17 protein-coding genes are annotated in these 14099 nt (G+C 68.9%); 9 read left to right on the top strand and 8 right to left on the bottom strand.

Annotated features, from left to right (window positions below; genetic code table 11):
- Window positions 1-203 precede the first annotated feature (203 nt).
- Entirely contained in the window at window positions 204-953 is a 750-nt protein-coding gene (locus tag F5X71_RS26760; protein WP_167464495.1) for an SDR family oxidoreductase, read from the bottom strand.
- Window positions 954-980: 27 nt separating this feature from the next.
- Window positions 981-1352 (bottom strand): hypothetical protein, encoded by a 372-nt coding sequence (locus F5X71_RS26755; protein ID WP_238815486.1) that lies wholly within the window; start codon window positions 1350-1352, stop codon window positions 981-983.
- 190 nt (window positions 1353-1542) lie between these two features.
- Here F5X71_RS26755 and F5X71_RS26750 point away from each other — a divergent pair, with 190 nt between their 5' ends.
- From F5X71_RS26750 to F5X71_RS37180, 4 genes are all read left to right on the top strand, one after another.
- Entirely contained in the window at window positions 1543-2121 is a 579-nt protein-coding gene (locus F5X71_RS26750) for a sigma-70 family RNA polymerase sigma factor (protein WP_167464494.1), read from the top strand.
- A gap of 203 nt (window positions 2122-2324) precedes the next feature.
- Complete coding sequence (locus tag F5X71_RS37610; protein ID WP_167464493.1) at window positions 2325-3653, top strand: N-acetylmuramoyl-L-alanine amidase; 1329 nt, start codon at window positions 2325-2327, stop codon at window positions 3651-3653.
- 77 nt (window positions 3654-3730) lie between these two features.
- Window positions 3731-4780, top strand: coding sequence for a CobW family GTP-binding protein (locus F5X71_RS26740; protein ID WP_167466765.1), 1050 nt, complete (start codon window positions 3731-3733; stop codon window positions 4778-4780).
- A gap of 133 nt (window positions 4781-4913) precedes the next feature.
- Window positions 4914-5219 carry a hypothetical protein gene (locus tag F5X71_RS37180; protein ID WP_238815484.1) on the top strand — a complete coding sequence of 102 codons (306 nt, stop codon included), beginning with the start codon at window positions 4914-4916 and terminating at the stop codon, window positions 5217-5219.
- Here the strand turns inward: F5X71_RS37180 and F5X71_RS26730 are convergent.
- From F5X71_RS26730 to F5X71_RS26715, 4 genes are all read right to left on the bottom strand, one after another.
- Complete coding sequence (locus tag F5X71_RS26730; RefSeq protein WP_167464492.1) at window positions 5209-6189, bottom strand: AraC family transcriptional regulator; 981 nt, start codon at window positions 6187-6189, stop codon at window positions 5209-5211. The genes F5X71_RS37180 and F5X71_RS26730 overlap by 11 nt on opposite strands.
- 162 nt (window positions 6190-6351) lie before the next feature.
- Window positions 6352-6789, bottom strand: a complete 438-nt coding sequence (locus F5X71_RS26725) for a molybdenum cofactor biosynthesis protein MoaE (RefSeq protein WP_167464491.1) — start codon at window positions 6787-6789, stop codon at window positions 6352-6354.
- On the bottom strand, window positions 6776-7777 hold the full coding sequence (moaCB, locus tag F5X71_RS26720) for a bifunctional molybdenum cofactor biosynthesis protein MoaC/MoaB (protein WP_167464490.1): 1002 nt from the start codon (window positions 7775-7777) through the stop codon (window positions 6776-6778). The genes F5X71_RS26725 and moaCB overlap by 14 nt, the downstream gene beginning before the upstream one ends.
- Window positions 7778-7816: 39 nt before the next feature.
- On the bottom strand, window positions 7817-9064 hold the full coding sequence (locus F5X71_RS26715; RefSeq protein ID WP_167464489.1) for a molybdopterin molybdotransferase MoeA: 1248 nt from the start codon (window positions 9062-9064) through the stop codon (window positions 7817-7819).
- Window positions 9065-9203: 139 nt separating this feature from the next.
- Between F5X71_RS26715 and moaA the strand changes: the two genes are divergently transcribed.
- Window positions 9204-10262, top strand: a complete 1059-nt coding sequence (gene moaA, locus F5X71_RS26710) for a GTP 3',8-cyclase MoaA (protein WP_238815483.1) — start codon at window positions 9204-9206, stop codon at window positions 10260-10262.
- Entirely contained in the window at window positions 10255-10497 is a 243-nt protein-coding gene (locus F5X71_RS26705; protein WP_167464487.1) for a MoaD/ThiS family protein, read from the top strand. The genes moaA and F5X71_RS26705 overlap by 8 nt, the downstream gene beginning before the upstream one ends.
- A gap of 194 nt (window positions 10498-10691) precedes the next feature.
- Here F5X71_RS26705 and nadE read toward each other — a convergent pair whose 3' ends face one another.
- Both nadE and F5X71_RS26695 read right to left on the bottom strand, forming a co-directional pair.
- A complete protein-coding gene (gene nadE / locus F5X71_RS26700; RefSeq protein ID WP_167464486.1) occupies window positions 10692-11519 on the bottom strand; it encodes an ammonia-dependent NAD(+) synthetase in 828 nt (275 codons plus the stop codon).
- Window positions 11520-11541: 22 nt separating this feature from the next.
- Window positions 11542-12147, bottom strand: a complete 606-nt coding sequence (locus F5X71_RS26695; RefSeq protein ID WP_167466763.1) for a TetR/AcrR family transcriptional regulator — start codon at window positions 12145-12147, stop codon at window positions 11542-11544.
- A 141-nt stretch (window positions 12148-12288) separates the two neighbouring features.
- On the opposite strand from F5X71_RS26695, the gene F5X71_RS26690 reads away from it, so the two are divergent.
- The 3 genes from F5X71_RS26690 (at window position 12289) to nrdI (ending at window position 14045) form a co-directional block, all read left to right on the top strand.
- On the top strand, window positions 12289-12858 hold the full coding sequence (locus F5X71_RS26690; protein WP_167464485.1) for an NAD(P)H-dependent oxidoreductase: 570 nt from the start codon (window positions 12289-12291) through the stop codon (window positions 12856-12858).
- A gap of 410 nt (window positions 12859-13268) precedes the next feature.
- Window positions 13269-13502: a glutaredoxin-like protein NrdH gene (nrdH, locus tag F5X71_RS26685; protein WP_167464484.1), complete on the top strand. Its 234-nt coding sequence runs from the start codon at window positions 13269-13271 to the stop codon at window positions 13500-13502.
- Window positions 13503-13535: 33 nt separating this feature from the next.
- Complete coding sequence (nrdI, locus tag F5X71_RS26680; protein WP_194250736.1) at window positions 13536-14045, top strand: class Ib ribonucleoside-diphosphate reductase assembly flavoprotein NrdI; 510 nt, start codon at window positions 13536-13538, stop codon at window positions 14043-14045.
- The last annotated feature ends 54 nt before the right edge of the window (window positions 14046-14099 follow it).

Below are 14099 nucleotides of genomic sequence, written 5' to 3'. Positions count from 1 at the left end.
CGGCCCCCTCGGGGCTCGAGCCGGCGCGGCTCATAGATACGAACCTTCGCAAAAGGTTCGTCTGGGTTTATTACGTGAAGGTAACAACTACTGCAAAGGAATCGTCAAATAGCGGCGAAGCGTGTTAAAGAAAAATTAATTCGGACATCCAGTTAACTCTCAGTGTCCATTTATGTGGCACACAGCACTTTTTCAGCGGCGACTCAGCTGATGCGGGTGACGAGCGCGCCGGGCAGCCGCGGCAGCAGCAGATCGATCAACCGCCACGGCCATGCGGGCACGCACGCCCGGCGCTGTTCCTTCTCGATCGCGCCGACCATGGCCGCGACACCCTTCGCCAGCGGCGCCACCAGGCGCGCGTCACCGGCCTTGGCCGCCATGTCGGTGGCGATGAATCCGGGCAGCAGCGTGGTGACGGCGATCGGCGATTTCGCCAGTTCGGTGGACAGGGCCTGGCCGAGCGCGGCGAGACCGGCCTTGCTCGCCGAGTACGCGGCCTTCTTGCCCGGCAGGCCGCGGACCGCGCTCATCGAGGACACCAGCACCAGGTGTCCGGCCCGCTGCGCGTGAAAGATCTCCAGTGCTGCCTCGGCCTGGGCCAGCGCGCTCACGAAATTCGTTGTCGCCGTGGCGATGTTGGCGTTCGCGCGGCCGGTGCCGAACACCGCGCCCTTGCCGATGCCGGCGTTCACGATCACCCGGTCCAGGCCGCCGAGCTCGTCGCGCAGCTCGCCGAACACGCGGGGCACCGCCTGATGATCGTCGACGTCGAGCGCGCGCACGGCGACGGTGATGCCGGGATGTGCCGAGCGTAGCTCGTCGCGCAACTCGGTCAGCGCGTCCAGCCGGCGAGCGCACAGCGCCAGATCGCGGCCCTTGCTCGCGAAATCACGGGCCATCGCCGCGCCGAGTCCGGCGCTGGCCCCGGTGATCAGAATCTTCGTCCGCGTCATGGGCCGACGATAACGGGAGCCGGGCGCTCAGCCGCCGAAGGATCCCGAGCGCGGCGGCGCGGGGACCAGCCGCCACGGTCCGCAGTTCTTCGTCTTGAACGCGACATCGGTCGGCTTGATCTCCGCGAGCGCGCGCCCGGCGCGGGTGTAGTCGTTGCCGATGATGTTGCGCATGTCGGTGTTGTCGCCCTCGACCTTCAGCAGCCTGCGCCAATCGCACGGATGGTCGCGGTCGGGCGCGCCAGGGGCCTCCCACCAGCCGGGGAAGATGTCGACGCCCACCAGGTAGAGGCCGTCCTCCGGCATGGTGTTCGCGGGTTCCGCGGCGGCCGTCGCCGCGCCGAGCAGGGTGAGCGCGGACGCCATGGCACCCGCGACAAGTAGCGTGCCTGCACGCATGGTGATGTTCTCCTCGAATCGTGCTCCGACTGCCGCGCAGCGTTTGACCTGGGAGATCGGCGAGTCTCCGAGGCCAAGATCTACCAGAGCTCCGGTGCGGATGTGGCGCGTTTCGCTTTTTCTTGTCGTGGTGCATGACTGATCGGCCCCCGCTGTTGTCATCGGTCCCGGCCGCCGCGATATCCCGGATATGACGTGTGCTCGGCTCGACTCCGGCCGGATCGTTCGACGGCCGGCCCCCTGTGGCGCCCACTGTGCTGGGCTGTGTACCGACGCGGGGCTCGCGGCGGTCTTGGCGAATGATCGGGCGCTGTTGCAGTGGCGCGCGATGCGGACCCTGGGGGACAGCGGCCTGGCCGAACAGGCCGTGCAGGAGTCGCTGCTGCGGGCCTGGCGTTCGTGCGCGTACTTCGACGCGAGCAAGGGCAGTGTCCGTACCTGGCTCTCGACCATCCTGCGCAACGTCGTCATCGACATGGTCCGGTCGCGGGCCGCGCGTCCCGGCGACACCGGGTGGGACGAGGTCGGCGAGCTCAGCGACGTCCGCTACGCGCATCCCGATTTCTCCGACGGCCTCGTCGACGGACTCCTGGTCGCCGAGCTGCTGTCCCGGTTGCCCGCCGCGCAGCGCGAAGCGGTGGTCGAGGTGATCCTGCGCGACCGGGGCTACCAGGAGGTGGCCGACGATATCGGCGTCCCCGTCGGCACGGTGAAAACCCGGGTGCACTACGCCCTGCGCTCGCTGCGCGGGCTGCCCCGCAGCGCTTGACGCACGCGATCGATCGGCCCGGCTGACCAGTTGCTGAACCGCCCGCTATCGGGCGGATGACCAACTATGAACACACCTCTTCGGGGATAACGGTTCAGTAACTGGTGTTGCTATCCTGAGGCTTGCGTTGCCAGAGTGAACCACTGGGTTTGGTGTTACTAATGGGAAGGGAGAGGTGCCCGGTCCCAGGGTGCCGACCGAACATGAAGCAGCCAAGCATCATCAGGGCCGGAGTAGCCTCCGCCGTCACGGCCGCGGTCACGGTGACGCTGGCCGGACTCGTACCGGTCACCGCGACAGCCGGACCGGCCTTTCCGGAGATGGCGAAGAAGCTCACGGGCAAAACGGTGTTCCTCGATCCGGGCCATCAGGGTCCAGGACACAGTGAGAACGTGGCCAAACAGGTCAGCGACGGTCGCGGCGGCATGAAGGACTGCCAGACCACCGGCATGACCACGGTGCACGGCGTTCCTGAGCACACCATCAATTGGAATGTCGCGCAGCTGGTGCGGACCTCGTTGGAGAGTCTCGGCGCGCGGGTGGTGCTGAGCAGGCAGGACGACCAGGGCTGGGGTGGCTGTATCACTGAACGGGCCGCCGCCGCCAACAACTCGGGTGCCGATGTCGCGGTCAGTATCCACGCCGACAGCGCCCCCGCCGAGCAGCGCGGCTTCCATCTGATCGTGCCCGAACTGCCGATTCCGGACGCGACGATCGATCAGGTCCAGTCGGGCGCGGGTCTCGCGGCGTCCAGGGCGATGCGTGACGCGTACATCCAGTCGGGCTTCGTGCCCGCGCCGTACGCGAGCGCCGACGGTCTCATGACGCGCAGGGACATCGCCGGTCCCGCGCTCACCAGGATCCCCGCCGTGTTCATCGAAATGGGCAACGGGGCCAACGTCGATGACGCGGACCAGCTGGAAAGCCAGCAGGGCCAGCTGAAGCACGCCATCACCATCACCACCGGGTTGGTCGGGTACCTGCTCGGTGCGCCGGGCAGCACGCCCGCGCCGGCCGGGGTGGCGAACGAGGCGATCACCCCTGCCGCGCAGCCGAATCCGGCCCCCGCCCCAGCGGCGCCCGCACCGCTGGCACCGCGTCCGGCCTCGATCGACCCGCCCGGGGGGCAGGCGGCGCCGCAGACGCTGACCCCGCTTCCGGCGCAGACCGCACCGCAGGCGCAGAGCGTGCCGCAGGCCCAGACCGCGCCGGACCCGCAGGCCCAGACCGCGCCGAACGCGCAGACGGCCCCGAACGCGCAGTCCGCGCCGCAGGGGCAGACCTCGCCGTTCACCCCGCCGGGACGGACCCAGCAGTCGCCGGGGACACAGCAGACCCCGAGCCTGCCGGGCACCAGCCCGTCCACAGACACGCCGAGCGATATGGCGGCCGTGCGTGAGATCATGGACATGGTGCTCGAACTGGTGATGCCGCTGGCCAAGGCGCTCGGTGTGGACAACAACATGGTCACCGCGGAACTGATCAATCTGGCCTACGCGCTCGCGGCCAAGTTCCTGGCACCGGCCAACTAGCGCGGCCTCGACTCGATCGAACGGCACCCTCGACGAGGGTGCCGTTCGGCGCTTCGGCGGGGCTCGCGCCGCGCAGTATGGTGGTCGGCGTGGCTGACCGGATACCTGTTGTGATCGTCGCGGGGTTTCTCGGCTCCGGAAAGACAACGCTGCTCAACCATCTGCTGCGCAACAGCCGCGGCACCCGGATCGGGGTGGTTGTCAACGACTTCGGCGCGATCAACATCGACTCGATGCTGGTCGCCGGGCAGGTCGACGCGATGGTCTCGCTCGGCAACGGCTGTGTCTGCTGCGCCGTCGACGTCAGCGAACTCGACGAGATGTTCACCCGCCTGGCGCAGCCGCGCGCCAAGATCGACGTGATCGTGGTGGAGGCCAGCGGTCTGGCCGAGCCGCGCAATCTCATCCGCATGGTGGTCGGCAGCGACAATCCGCGCATCCGCTACGGCGGTCTGGTCGAGGTCGTCGACGCCGAGCAGTTCCCGGCGAGCAGCGCGCGGCATCCTGAGCTGACCACGCACCTGCGGCTGGCCGATCTGGTGGTCGTGAACAAGGCCGATCGGGTGCCCGAGACCGCACTGACCGCGCTGCGAGCGGAGATCGCGACGCTGGTCGGGCAGGTCCCGGTGTACGCGACCACGCACGGCAGGCTGGAAGCAGGCCTGCTGTTCGACGAACCGATGCGCGAAACACCGCGCGTCGCCGAGCAATTGAGCTTCGACGAGCTGCTGCACGAACACGAACACGAGCACGGCGGGGCCGAGCACCGGCACCTGCACGACGACTACGTCAGCGTGTCGTTCACCAGCGAGCGGGAACTGGACCCGCGCCGGTTGATCGAATTCCTGGAGGACCCGCCGCCCGGACTGTTCCGGGCCAAGGGCTTCGCCACGTTCGCCGTCGCCGAGGAGCGCCGCAAGTTCGTCATGCATCTGGTCGGGCGGCACCTGGTGTTCGAGCCGCAGAACTGGGCGCGCGGCGAGGCGCGTGTGACGCGGTTGGTGCTGATCGGCGCCGGCATGGATGCCGAGCTGGTGCGCAAACGGCTCGACGACACCGTGCACACCGTCGAAGACTGGCTCGATCCGCAGTCGTTGCTCGGCGTCTGGCGCTATACGCCGCACTGATCCAGGCCCTACGGCGCGAGTAGGCACGGTTCGCGCGCCGCGCGGTGCCGATTCGGCGACAGTTGGCGCGTTCGGCCCGAAACTGGCGCGTTCGGTTGTGGCGGCGGCGTCGGGCGGACACGAGACTGTCCTGGTGCCCGCCGCGTCGGCACGTGCGCAAGGGAGCGAGCATGCCGCGCGACGTGTCGAGGTCGGCGCACCGATTGACGATCGAGCAGTTTCGTTAGGCGACCGATGGGAGTTTTCCGTGTTGAATTCGCAGGAGAGCGCCACCGCTTATGTGATCGAAGCGCTGGAGGCCAAAGGCACCGCCACGCGCTACGACTTCGACGTGCCCGGCATTGTGGCCGAGTCGCATGCCGTCGCCAACAGCTGGGATTTCCGCGGGATAGAGGACGCCACGTTCTGGGCGATCGTGGCGCGTTTCCTCAAGTCGTGACCGACCACCGGCGCGCGGCGCGCCGCATCGAGCCCGCGTCCGAGTAGCCGAGCAGTTCGGCTTGGCGCGCTCGGCTCACCCGGCCCGTCGCCGTCACGGCTTCGAGCCGGGCGGTGCGCGCCCGGTCCAATTCCTGCCGCCAGGTCGTGCCGGCCTCCATCAGGCGCCGCTGCAGGGTCCGTGGGCTGGTGGCCAGCCTGCGCGCCACCCGATCCAGGGACACGTCACCGGATTCGAGCGCGTCGGCCAGCGCCGCCGCGACGCGCTCGGGCCAGGCGCTGGCCAGCGGGGGCGGCGGTGGCAGCGCCTCGGCCAGCGGTCGCAGGATCTCCGCGAGCACCGGGTCGCTGGTGGTGAGCGGCAGGTCCATGTCGGAGGCGCGAAAGACCATCGCGTCCACCGGGGCGTCGAACTCGATTGCTGTCGTGCCGAACACCTCGACGAACGTGCGCACCTGTGCGGGCGCCGACTGGCGCAGCGAGACCCGCAGCGGCGCAAGGGGGCCGCGGACCACCCGGCGGGCCCGGCTGAGCACCGCGGTCAGGCCCCACAGCTGGGTGAGGTCGCGGCCACGGCCCTCGCCCCTGATCATGTCGAGGTAAAGGGTGACCTCCTCGTCGTTCTCCGCGACCAGGTCGAAGCGGTGATTGGTGGTGACCGCGGTGACGTAGGGCCCACAGGTGGCCAGGCCCGCGCCGAGTGTCGGCGCGGTGGAGAACAGGTAGTCGTAGAGGCCGAGCGAGGACAGTTGGTAGCGCCGGGCCACGTGCAACGCGACATCCGGGTCGCCGAGGCCGTGCTCGCCGAGTTCCCAGAGCCGGGAGAAGGTGTGACTGGGCAGATGCACGTCCTCGCCCGCCATCGCCCATTCCGGTAGGCCGGTCTCGCGGATCAGCCGGTCGCGATCGAGCCCGGCCGCGCTGAGTTGAGAGATGACGAAACGGTGCAGCAAAACCTGGTCGGTGCTCAACGCGTCCTCCCGTGTCTCGCCGGGCTCCCCGCAACCCCGGTGCTGTGCTGAACGGCGGCGCTACGCGGGCTCGGCGGGCCGAATTCGCCGCCGATGCGCCGCGCGCGCGAAAACGCTAACCCCGGTGTGTTGATTCGTCATAGGATTCACGTCACGGGCTGGTTACGCCCCACAGGCATTGACCCATTCGGACAACCCGTCGGCGAACAGTTGCCGTTTCCAGATCGGCACCTCGTGTTTGATCCGATCCACCAGTTCCGCGCACGCGGTGAAGGCCTGCGCCCGATGGGCCGCGGCGACGGCGACGACGATCGCGTCGTCGCCGATGCCCAACTCGCCGACCCGATGCACGGCGGCCACGGGCAGGTCCGACGCCGCGGCCAGTTCGGCGCAGACCTTGCGCAGGAAGCGCTCGGCCTCCGGGTGCGCCGAGTATTCGAGCGCGGAGACCGCCTGGCCGCCGTCGTGGTCGCGCACCTTCCCGGTGAACACCACGACCGCGCCGTAGTGCGGTCCGGTCACCGCGGCCTCGACCTCGGCCGCGTCGAGCGGCTGGTCGCTGATCCGCGCGAGCCGGACGGTGGGTTCAGTTGTCGTCATGGTTGCCGCCTCCGGCTACTTGCGCGAGCAGATGATCGAGCAGCGGTTCGAGCACCGCGATGCCGTCCTTGACGCCGCCGGGGGAGCCCGGCAGGTTCACGATGACCGATCGGCCGGACAGCCCGGCCACGCCGCGACTCAGCGCCGCCAGCGGGAACTTCGCGGTGCCGCGCTGGCGGATGGCCTCCGCGACGCCGGGCAGCTCGCGATCGAGCAGCGCGAGGGTGGCCTCGGGGGTCGCGTCGGTGGGGGAGGCGCCGGTGCCGCCGGTGCTGATCACCAGCGACGGCTGTAGCCGCAGCGCGTCCGCCAGGCCGACGGCGATCTCGGCATCGGCGTAGACCAGCGGGCCGCGCACCGAAAAGCCGAGTCCGGCAAGCCATTGCGTGAGCACCGGACCGGTCGTGTCGACCCTGGTGCCCGCGGCCGCGCCGGTGGAGGCGACCACGACCACCGCGGAGCGGGACTCGGGCTCGATGCCGTTGGCGACGGGCGCGGGAGTCGGAGCGGCAGTGGCCGCCGATCGCTCCCAATGTCCGCGTTTGCCACCGTCTTTGGTGAGCAGACGGACTTCGGTCAAGGTGGCCGCCGGATCGACCGCCTTCACCATGTCGTGCAGCGTCAGCCCCGCCACTGCCACCGCGGTGAGCGCCTCCATCTCGACGCCGGTGGGCCCCTTGGTTTTCGCGGTCGCCTCGATGGTGATGGCGGTGTCGGTGAAACCGAACTCCACCTTGACCGAGGACAGCGCCAGCTGATGGCACAGGGGGATCAGCTCCGAAGTCCTCTTCGCTCCGGCGATGCCCGCGATCCGCGCGGTGGACAGCACATCGGCCTTGGGCATGTCGTCGGCGCGCACCAGCGCGATCACCTCGGCGGTGGTGCGCAGCTCGCCCGCCGCGACCGCGACCCGGGTGGTGTCGGTCTTCGCGCTCACATCGACCATGCGGGCCCGGCCGTCGCCGTCCACATGGGACAACTCACTCATCGCCACTCCTCGGGTAACTCTGCTGTGCGACAACGGGTATCACAGCGTCCACACTCGTACCACGGTGCCCTCGGGCAGCGTGGTGACCTCGGCCGGGACATCGATCAGGACCTCGGCCCAGGCCATGCTCGCGATCAGATGCGACCCGGGGCCGGAAACCACCTCCACCGCCACCGGAAGCTGTTGCGGCGCAGCGGGATCGGCGGATTCCGGGTGAATCAGCTTGCCGCGCAGGAACTGCCGCCTGCCCTGCGGTGAGCGGGCCACCGCGTTGCGCAGTGGCAGTTCGTAGCTCTGCGCCGGGGGCAGCCCCGCGAGCCGACGCAGGATCGGCCGGGCGAACACCTCGAACGACACCATGGTGCTGACCGGATTGCCGGGGAAGCTGAGCACCGGCACCCCGTCGACCACGGTGTGTCCCTGCGGTCCGCCTGGCTGCACGGCCACCGCGCCGAACTGCCCGCCCAGCGGCGCCAGCACGTCCTTGACCACCTCGAAGTCGCCCTTGGACACCCCGCCAGAGGTGAACACGACATCGGCCGAGCCGGTCGCGACGGCCAGCAGCTTGCGGAACTGCGCCGGATCGTCGGTGCTGTGCTCGACCGAGACGACGGTGACGCCGTTCGCGGTGAGCGCGGCGGCGAGCGCGATCCCATTGGAGTTGTAGATCTGTCCCGGCCGCAGCTCGGTGCCCGCCGGGACCAGTTCGTCACCGGTGGTGATCACCGCGGCGAGCACCGGGCGCAGCACCGAGACGGTGGGCAGCCCGACCGCGGCGAGCGCGGCGATGTGCCGCGGCGCGAGCGTGGTGCCCGCACCGACCAGCAGATCTCCGGCCCGCACGTCGGTGCCCGGTTCGCGGACGAATTCGCCTGCGCCGCGGCCACGTTCGACGGTCACCGTGCCATCGCCCGCCCGCACGTCCTCGACCGGCACCACGCAGTCCGCCCCCGGCGGGATCGGCGCGCCGGTCATCACCTTCATCGCCGCGCCCTGCGGCAGCGGGGTCCGGCCCGCGTTGCCCGCGGCGACCACGCCGGCCAGCGGCAGCGTCACCGGCGCGACCGCGACCGACTCGGCGCGCACCGCGTAGCCGTCCATCGCCGAGTTGCGGAACACCGGCAGGTCGACGGGCGCGCGGACATCGTCGGCCAGCTGTCTGCCCAACGCGTGCGGCACCGCGAGATCCTCGACTGCCCGCGCGGCCAACGGCCGCAACAGCTGCTCGATGCTGTCGCGGTACTCGTCGACCGGCCGGGCCGAGACGCTGGCGGGCCTTGGATTCATGCGAGCCAGCGTAATCGGTGCCCCGCGGCGCCAGGCGCCCGTCCCGCTTGTACGAAGCTCAGAAAAATGTCCGGTGCTCAGCGGGAGTTTCCGTACCTTCGGCTGCTGACCATCGATGCCAGGAGGTCATAATGGACAGGTGACTCTGGTCGAGATGGGGATACCTGCCGTGCGTTCCGGGCGTCCCTCGCTCGACGGACGCCCCGACACGCCCGTGCTGCTGGACCGTTTCGGACGGGTGGCGCGCGATCTGCGTGTGTCCATCACCGAGAAGTGTTCGCTGCGCTGTACCTACTGCATGCCGGAGGAAGGGCTGCCCGCGATCCCGCAGGACGAACTGCTGACCGTCGCGGAGATCGTCCGCCTGGTGCGGCTGGCGGTGCGCGAACTCGGCGTGCAGGAGGTCCGATTCACCGGCGGTGAGCCGCTGATGCGGCGGGATCTGGAGCAGATCATCGCGGGCTGTCACGAACAGGTGCCGCACGTGCCGCTGGCGATGACCACCAACGGGGTCGGGCTGGAGCACCGCGCGCGCGGGCTCGCCGCCGCCGGGCTGCACCGCGTCAACGTCTCGCTGGACACCGTCGACCGCGCCGGTTTCGCCACGCTGACCCGCCGTGATCGGCTCGGGTCCGCACTGGCAGGCATCCGCGCCGCGCGCGACGCCGGGCTCGCGCCGGTGAAGATCAATGCCGTGCTGATGCGCGAAACCCTCTCCGGCGCTGCTGATCTGCTGCAATGGTGCCTCGACGAACAGTGCGAGCTGCGCTTCATCGAGGAGATGCCGCTCGACGCCGACCACGAGTGGGCCCGCGCCAACATGGTGACCGCCGCCGAGCTGCTCGAGGTGCTCGGCACGCGCTTCGCGCTCACCGCCGCCGGGCGCGCGGACCCGTCCGCGCCCGCCGAGACCTGGCTGGTGAACGGTGGGCCCGCCACCGTCGGCATCATCGCCTCGGTCACCCGCAAGTTCTGCGACACCTGCGACCGCACCCGGCTCACCGCCGACGGCATGCTGCGGTCCTGCCTGTTCAGCGATCAGGAATACGATCTGCGCCGGGTGCTGCGCTCGGGTGCCGACGACCACGAGCTTGCCACGCTGTGGCGCGGTGCGATGTGGAACAAGTGGGCGGGCCACGGCATCGACGCCGAGGGGTTCGTCCCGCCCGAACGCACGATGGGAGCCATCGGTGGTTGAGATCCGCTACTTCGCCGCGATCGCGGACGCGGTCGGCAAGGACCGCGAGCACCTGGACTTTCCGGTCGGCGCCACGGTCGGCGACCTGCGCTCGACCCTGTCCGCGTCGTACGGGCCCGATCTGGACAAGATGCTGTCGGTGTGCGCCTACCTGGTCGGTGACGAGCTCACCCGCGACCCCGCCACCGCCCTGACCCCGCGAGTCGATGTGCTGCCACCGTTCGCAGGCGGCTGAGCAAGGTAGCGAACGGACCGAGTTCTTCGTCGTCTGAATAGAGGGGTACCAGTCGAGGAAGGATGGCGATCTCGCCGGGCTCGTGAGCACCGTTTTCGCCCAGCACGCCATGGGGGGAGTCGGGGCGGGTCGGCGTCGATGCCGCCGAGCGCACCGAACTGGTCCGCCAATGCGGAATCCCGTGGCCGGCGGCCCTATGCGCGCCACCAGTCGTCGAGGGGGGTTACCGGGACGGCGCGCTTGTGGCGGGTGTTGCGGAACAGGGATTCGATCCGCTCGGCGACCTCGGCGGTGACGTCCTTGCCTTCGAGATAGTCGTCGATCTCGCGGTAGGTGAGGCCGAGCGCCTCCTCGTCGGGCAGGGCGGGGCGGTCGTCCTCCAGGTCCGCGGTCGGCACCTTGGACCAGACGCTGGCCGGGGCGCCCAGCTCCTGCAGCAGCGCCGCGCCCTGGCGCTTGGTGAGGCCGGTGAGCGGGGTCAGGTCGACGCCGCCGTCGCCGTACTTGGTGAAGAAGCCGGTGACCGCCTCTGCCGCGTGATCGGTGCCGATCACGAGCAGATTCTCCTGCCCGGCGAGGGCGTATTGGATCACCATCCGCTCGCGCGCCTTGATGTTGCCGCGCACGAAGTCGCGCAGCTTGTCGATCTTCAGCGCGGAGGCCACCTCACCGGCGGCCGCGTTCGCGCTCGGGCGCACGTTCACCGACACGGACTTGTCCGGCTGGATGAAGCGCAGTGCCGTGCGTGCGTCGGCCTCGTCGGCCTGCACGCCGTAGGGCAGCCGCACCGCGAGGAAGGTGGCGTCGCCACCCTCGGCCCGCAGTTCCTCGACAGCCAGCTGGCACAGCCGCCCGGCCAGCGTGCTGTCCTGGCCGCCGCTGATACCGAGCACGAAACCCTTTGCGGGAGTGGCGTTCAGATAATCCTTCAGGAAATCGACCCGGCGCCGCACCTCGGTCTTCGGTTCGATGCTCGGCTGGACGCCCAATTCCGCAATGATCTGTTCGCGCAGGTTCCGCATGGCAGCCCACTCTACTGACTGTTCAGCTCGAGACAACGCGGCGAATCAACGTCTCCCAGTTGTCCCCGAGCTGTTCGGTGCTGTACCCCTGGACGTGCATCTGATGCATGACCAGCGGGGAATTCAACGCGGCGACCAGACTGTCGGCGAGCAACGGGATCTCGCCCGGTTCGTTCGCCTCCCGCAACAGCATCGCCACGTGCGCCTTGAGCAGTCCATAGGGCGCGCCGGAGAACCGGTCACCGGCCTCGCCGACCTCGGCCGCGCGATACAACTCGCCTTCCACCTCGATGTCGAGCAGCCGGGCCCGGCCGAACGCGACGAGCCGCTCGACCGGTGGCGCGCCGGGACCGAGCGGGGGCGGGCCGAACATGAACGCGTGCTGGAACTTTCGCTCCGAATGGTCGAGCAGAGCCAGCAGCAGTCCGGCCCGGCTGCCGAACCGGCGGAAGACGGTCCCCTTGCCGACGCCCGCGCGCTTGGCCAGCGCGTCCATGGTGAGGCTGTCGACGTCCTGCTCGCGCACCAGCTGCTGCGCGGCGTCGAGCAGCAGCTGCCGATTGCGCGCGGCGTCGGCGCGCTCGGTGGGCTCGGCGGTGCCGGGAAGCGGAGCGCCGATGCCGAGCAGCGGTCGTTGTCCCGGCGTCGGCCGGTCCGAAGTGGGGTAGCTCACAGCGCTCACGCAGTCTCCGCGGGAAGTAATCGGACCATAGTCCGGTTAGTCTCAGGTGAAAGTTCGGACACCACACTCAGTACACCAGGAGTTGTCATGGGACAGACCCGCATCCTCGCTCTCGTCGGTAGCCTGCGTGCCGCCTCGATCAATCGGCGGCTGGCGGAGACCGCCGTCCTCACCGCTCCCGAGGGTGTGGAGATCACCCTGTACGAAGGTCTTGCCGATATTCCGTTCTACAACGAGGACCTCGATGTCGAGGGTGCCGTGCCCGCGCGGGCGCAGGCCTTGCGCGACGCGGTCGCCGCGGCCGACGGGCTGTTGATCGTCACGCCCGAGTACAACGGCACGCTGCCCGGTGTACTGAAGAACGCCATCGACTGGACCTCGCGCCCGTACGGTGTCGGCGCGATCAAGGGTAAGCCGACGGCCGTGATCAGCGCGTCGATCAGCCCGCGCGCCGCGCAGTGGGCGCACGGCGACGCGGTCAAGTCGCTCGGCGTCGCCGGTGCCGAGGTGGTGGAGGCGGCGCATCTGAGCTTCGCGACGATCGGCGAGCGGTTCGCCGCGACACACCCGCGCGAGGATGCGGAAGCGCTGACTCAGCTCGGCGCCTCGGTGCACGAGTTGGTGGAGGCGTCCCGTGGTGAACTCGCCACCGTGTAAGCTTCCCGTCCGGTCTCGAAGAGGGTCATCTCTCCCGGTAGAGGTGGCCCTCTTCGCTTGTCCCTGGAGTTTGCTGAAGATCAGCTACGGTACGAAATTGTGATCTGCGCCACGGACGTGTCGGGTTGCGAATCGAGTGTCCAGGTACTTACCGCCTTCGAATTTCATCCTTGTGACTCGCAACATGTCGTGTTGGATGAATCTGTCGGCCACTAGGTGTAGTGTCTCCGTTACTGGAACACGGCATGACATCCCGCCTTGCGTTCCTCGGCCCGAAGGGGCTGAGCAGGGGGTTCGAGGCCAGATCCAGGAGTTTGCGCAGCAACGCGGATCGTGCATTGCAGGTCGGCCGAAATGGCCGGCATACGGATCACAGGCTGTGGATCAGGCACAAGGAGAGAGGGACCTCAATGACCGTCACCGTGTACACCAAGCCCGCTTGCGTCCAGTGCAATGCCACCTACAAGGCCCTCGACAAGGCCGGGGTGGAGTACGAGGTCATCGACATCTCGGAGAACGACGAGGCCCGTGACTACGTCATGGCGCTCGGTTACCTGCAGGCCCCGGTCGTGGTGGCCGGTGAGGATCACTGGTCCGGCTTCCGGCCCGACCGCATCAAGTCGCTCGCGACCGTCGCGGCCTGAGGCCGCCGTTCCTCCGACAGAGGTGAGGTGAGCGTGTCCGACAACGACGATCGCTCGAGCACCGAGCCCGGCGCACTGGTCTACTTCTCCAGCGCCTCGGAGAACACGCATCGTTTCGTCGAGAAGCTGGGTATCCCGGCGACTCGCATTCCTTTGCATACCGCCGACTCGCTGCGCGTCGAGGAGCCCTACGTGCTGATCGTCCCCACCTACGGGGGCGGTCGGCACGTGCTCGACGCGCAACGGCCGAACAGCATCAGCGGCCACCGATCCGACAAGGATTTCGTGCCGCGCCAGGTCGCCAAGTTCCTCAACGATCCGCACAACCGCGCGCTGCTGCGTGGCGTGGTCGCGGCGGGGAACACGAACTTCGGCGACACCTTTTGCTATGCGGGTGAGGTGATCTCGCGTAAGTGCGGGGTGCCTTACCTGTACCGCTTCGAACTCATGGGAACCGCCGAGGACGTCGAGCGCGTCCGAGAGGGATTGGGATTGTTTTGGCAACAACGACGACAGCACCGACCGGAAAAGCAGCTCGCCTAGAGCAGGCGCCGGTCCGCAATGCCGAGACAGGCGAGGTACTCGACTACCACGCCC

This window comes from Nocardia brasiliensis, from assembly GCF_011801125.1.
Classification (GTDB): domain Bacteria; phylum Actinomycetota; class Actinomycetes; order Mycobacteriales; family Mycobacteriaceae; genus Nocardia; species Nocardia brasiliensis_C.
The sequence above is the reverse complement of the archived record's forward strand: the minus strand, read 5'-3'. Positions and strand labels throughout refer to the sequence as shown.

Coding starts and splice junctions, on each gene's coding strand:
- nrdH (WP_167464484.1), top strand. CDS start 13,269: ATGACCGTCACCGTGTACACCAAGCCCGCTTGCGTCCAGTGCAATGCC.
- F5X71_RS26750 (WP_167464494.1), top strand. CDS start 1,543: ATGACGTGTGCTCGGCTCGACTCCGGCCGGATCGTTCGACGGCCGGCC.
- F5X71_RS26715 (WP_167464489.1), bottom strand. CDS start 9,064: ATGAATCCAAGGCCCGCCAGCGTCTCGGCCCGGCCGGTCGACGAGTAC.
- nadE (WP_167464486.1), bottom strand. CDS start 11,519: ATGCGGAACCTGCGCGAACAGATCATTGCGGAATTGGGCGTCCAGCCG.
- moaCB (WP_167464490.1), bottom strand. CDS start 7,777: ATGAGTGAGTTGTCCCATGTGGACGGCGACGGCCGGGCCCGCATGGTC.
- F5X71_RS26755 (WP_238815486.1), bottom strand. CDS start 1,352: ATGCGTGCAGGCACGCTACTTGTCGCGGGTGCCATGGCGTCCGCGCTC.
- F5X71_RS26725 (WP_167464491.1), bottom strand. CDS start 6,789: ATGACGACAACTGAACCCACCGTCCGGCTCGCGCGGATCAGCGACCAG.
- F5X71_RS37610 (WP_167464493.1), top strand. CDS start 2,325: ATGAAGCAGCCAAGCATCATCAGGGCCGGAGTAGCCTCCGCCGTCACG.
- F5X71_RS26760 (WP_167464495.1), bottom strand. CDS start 953: ATGACGCGGACGAAGATTCTGATCACCGGGGCCAGCGCCGGACTCGGC.
- F5X71_RS26740 (WP_167466765.1), top strand. CDS start 3,731: ATGGTGGTCGGCGTGGCTGACCGGATACCTGTTGTGATCGTCGCGGGG.
- F5X71_RS26690 (WP_167464485.1), top strand. CDS start 12,289: ATGGGACAGACCCGCATCCTCGCTCTCGTCGGTAGCCTGCGTGCCGCC.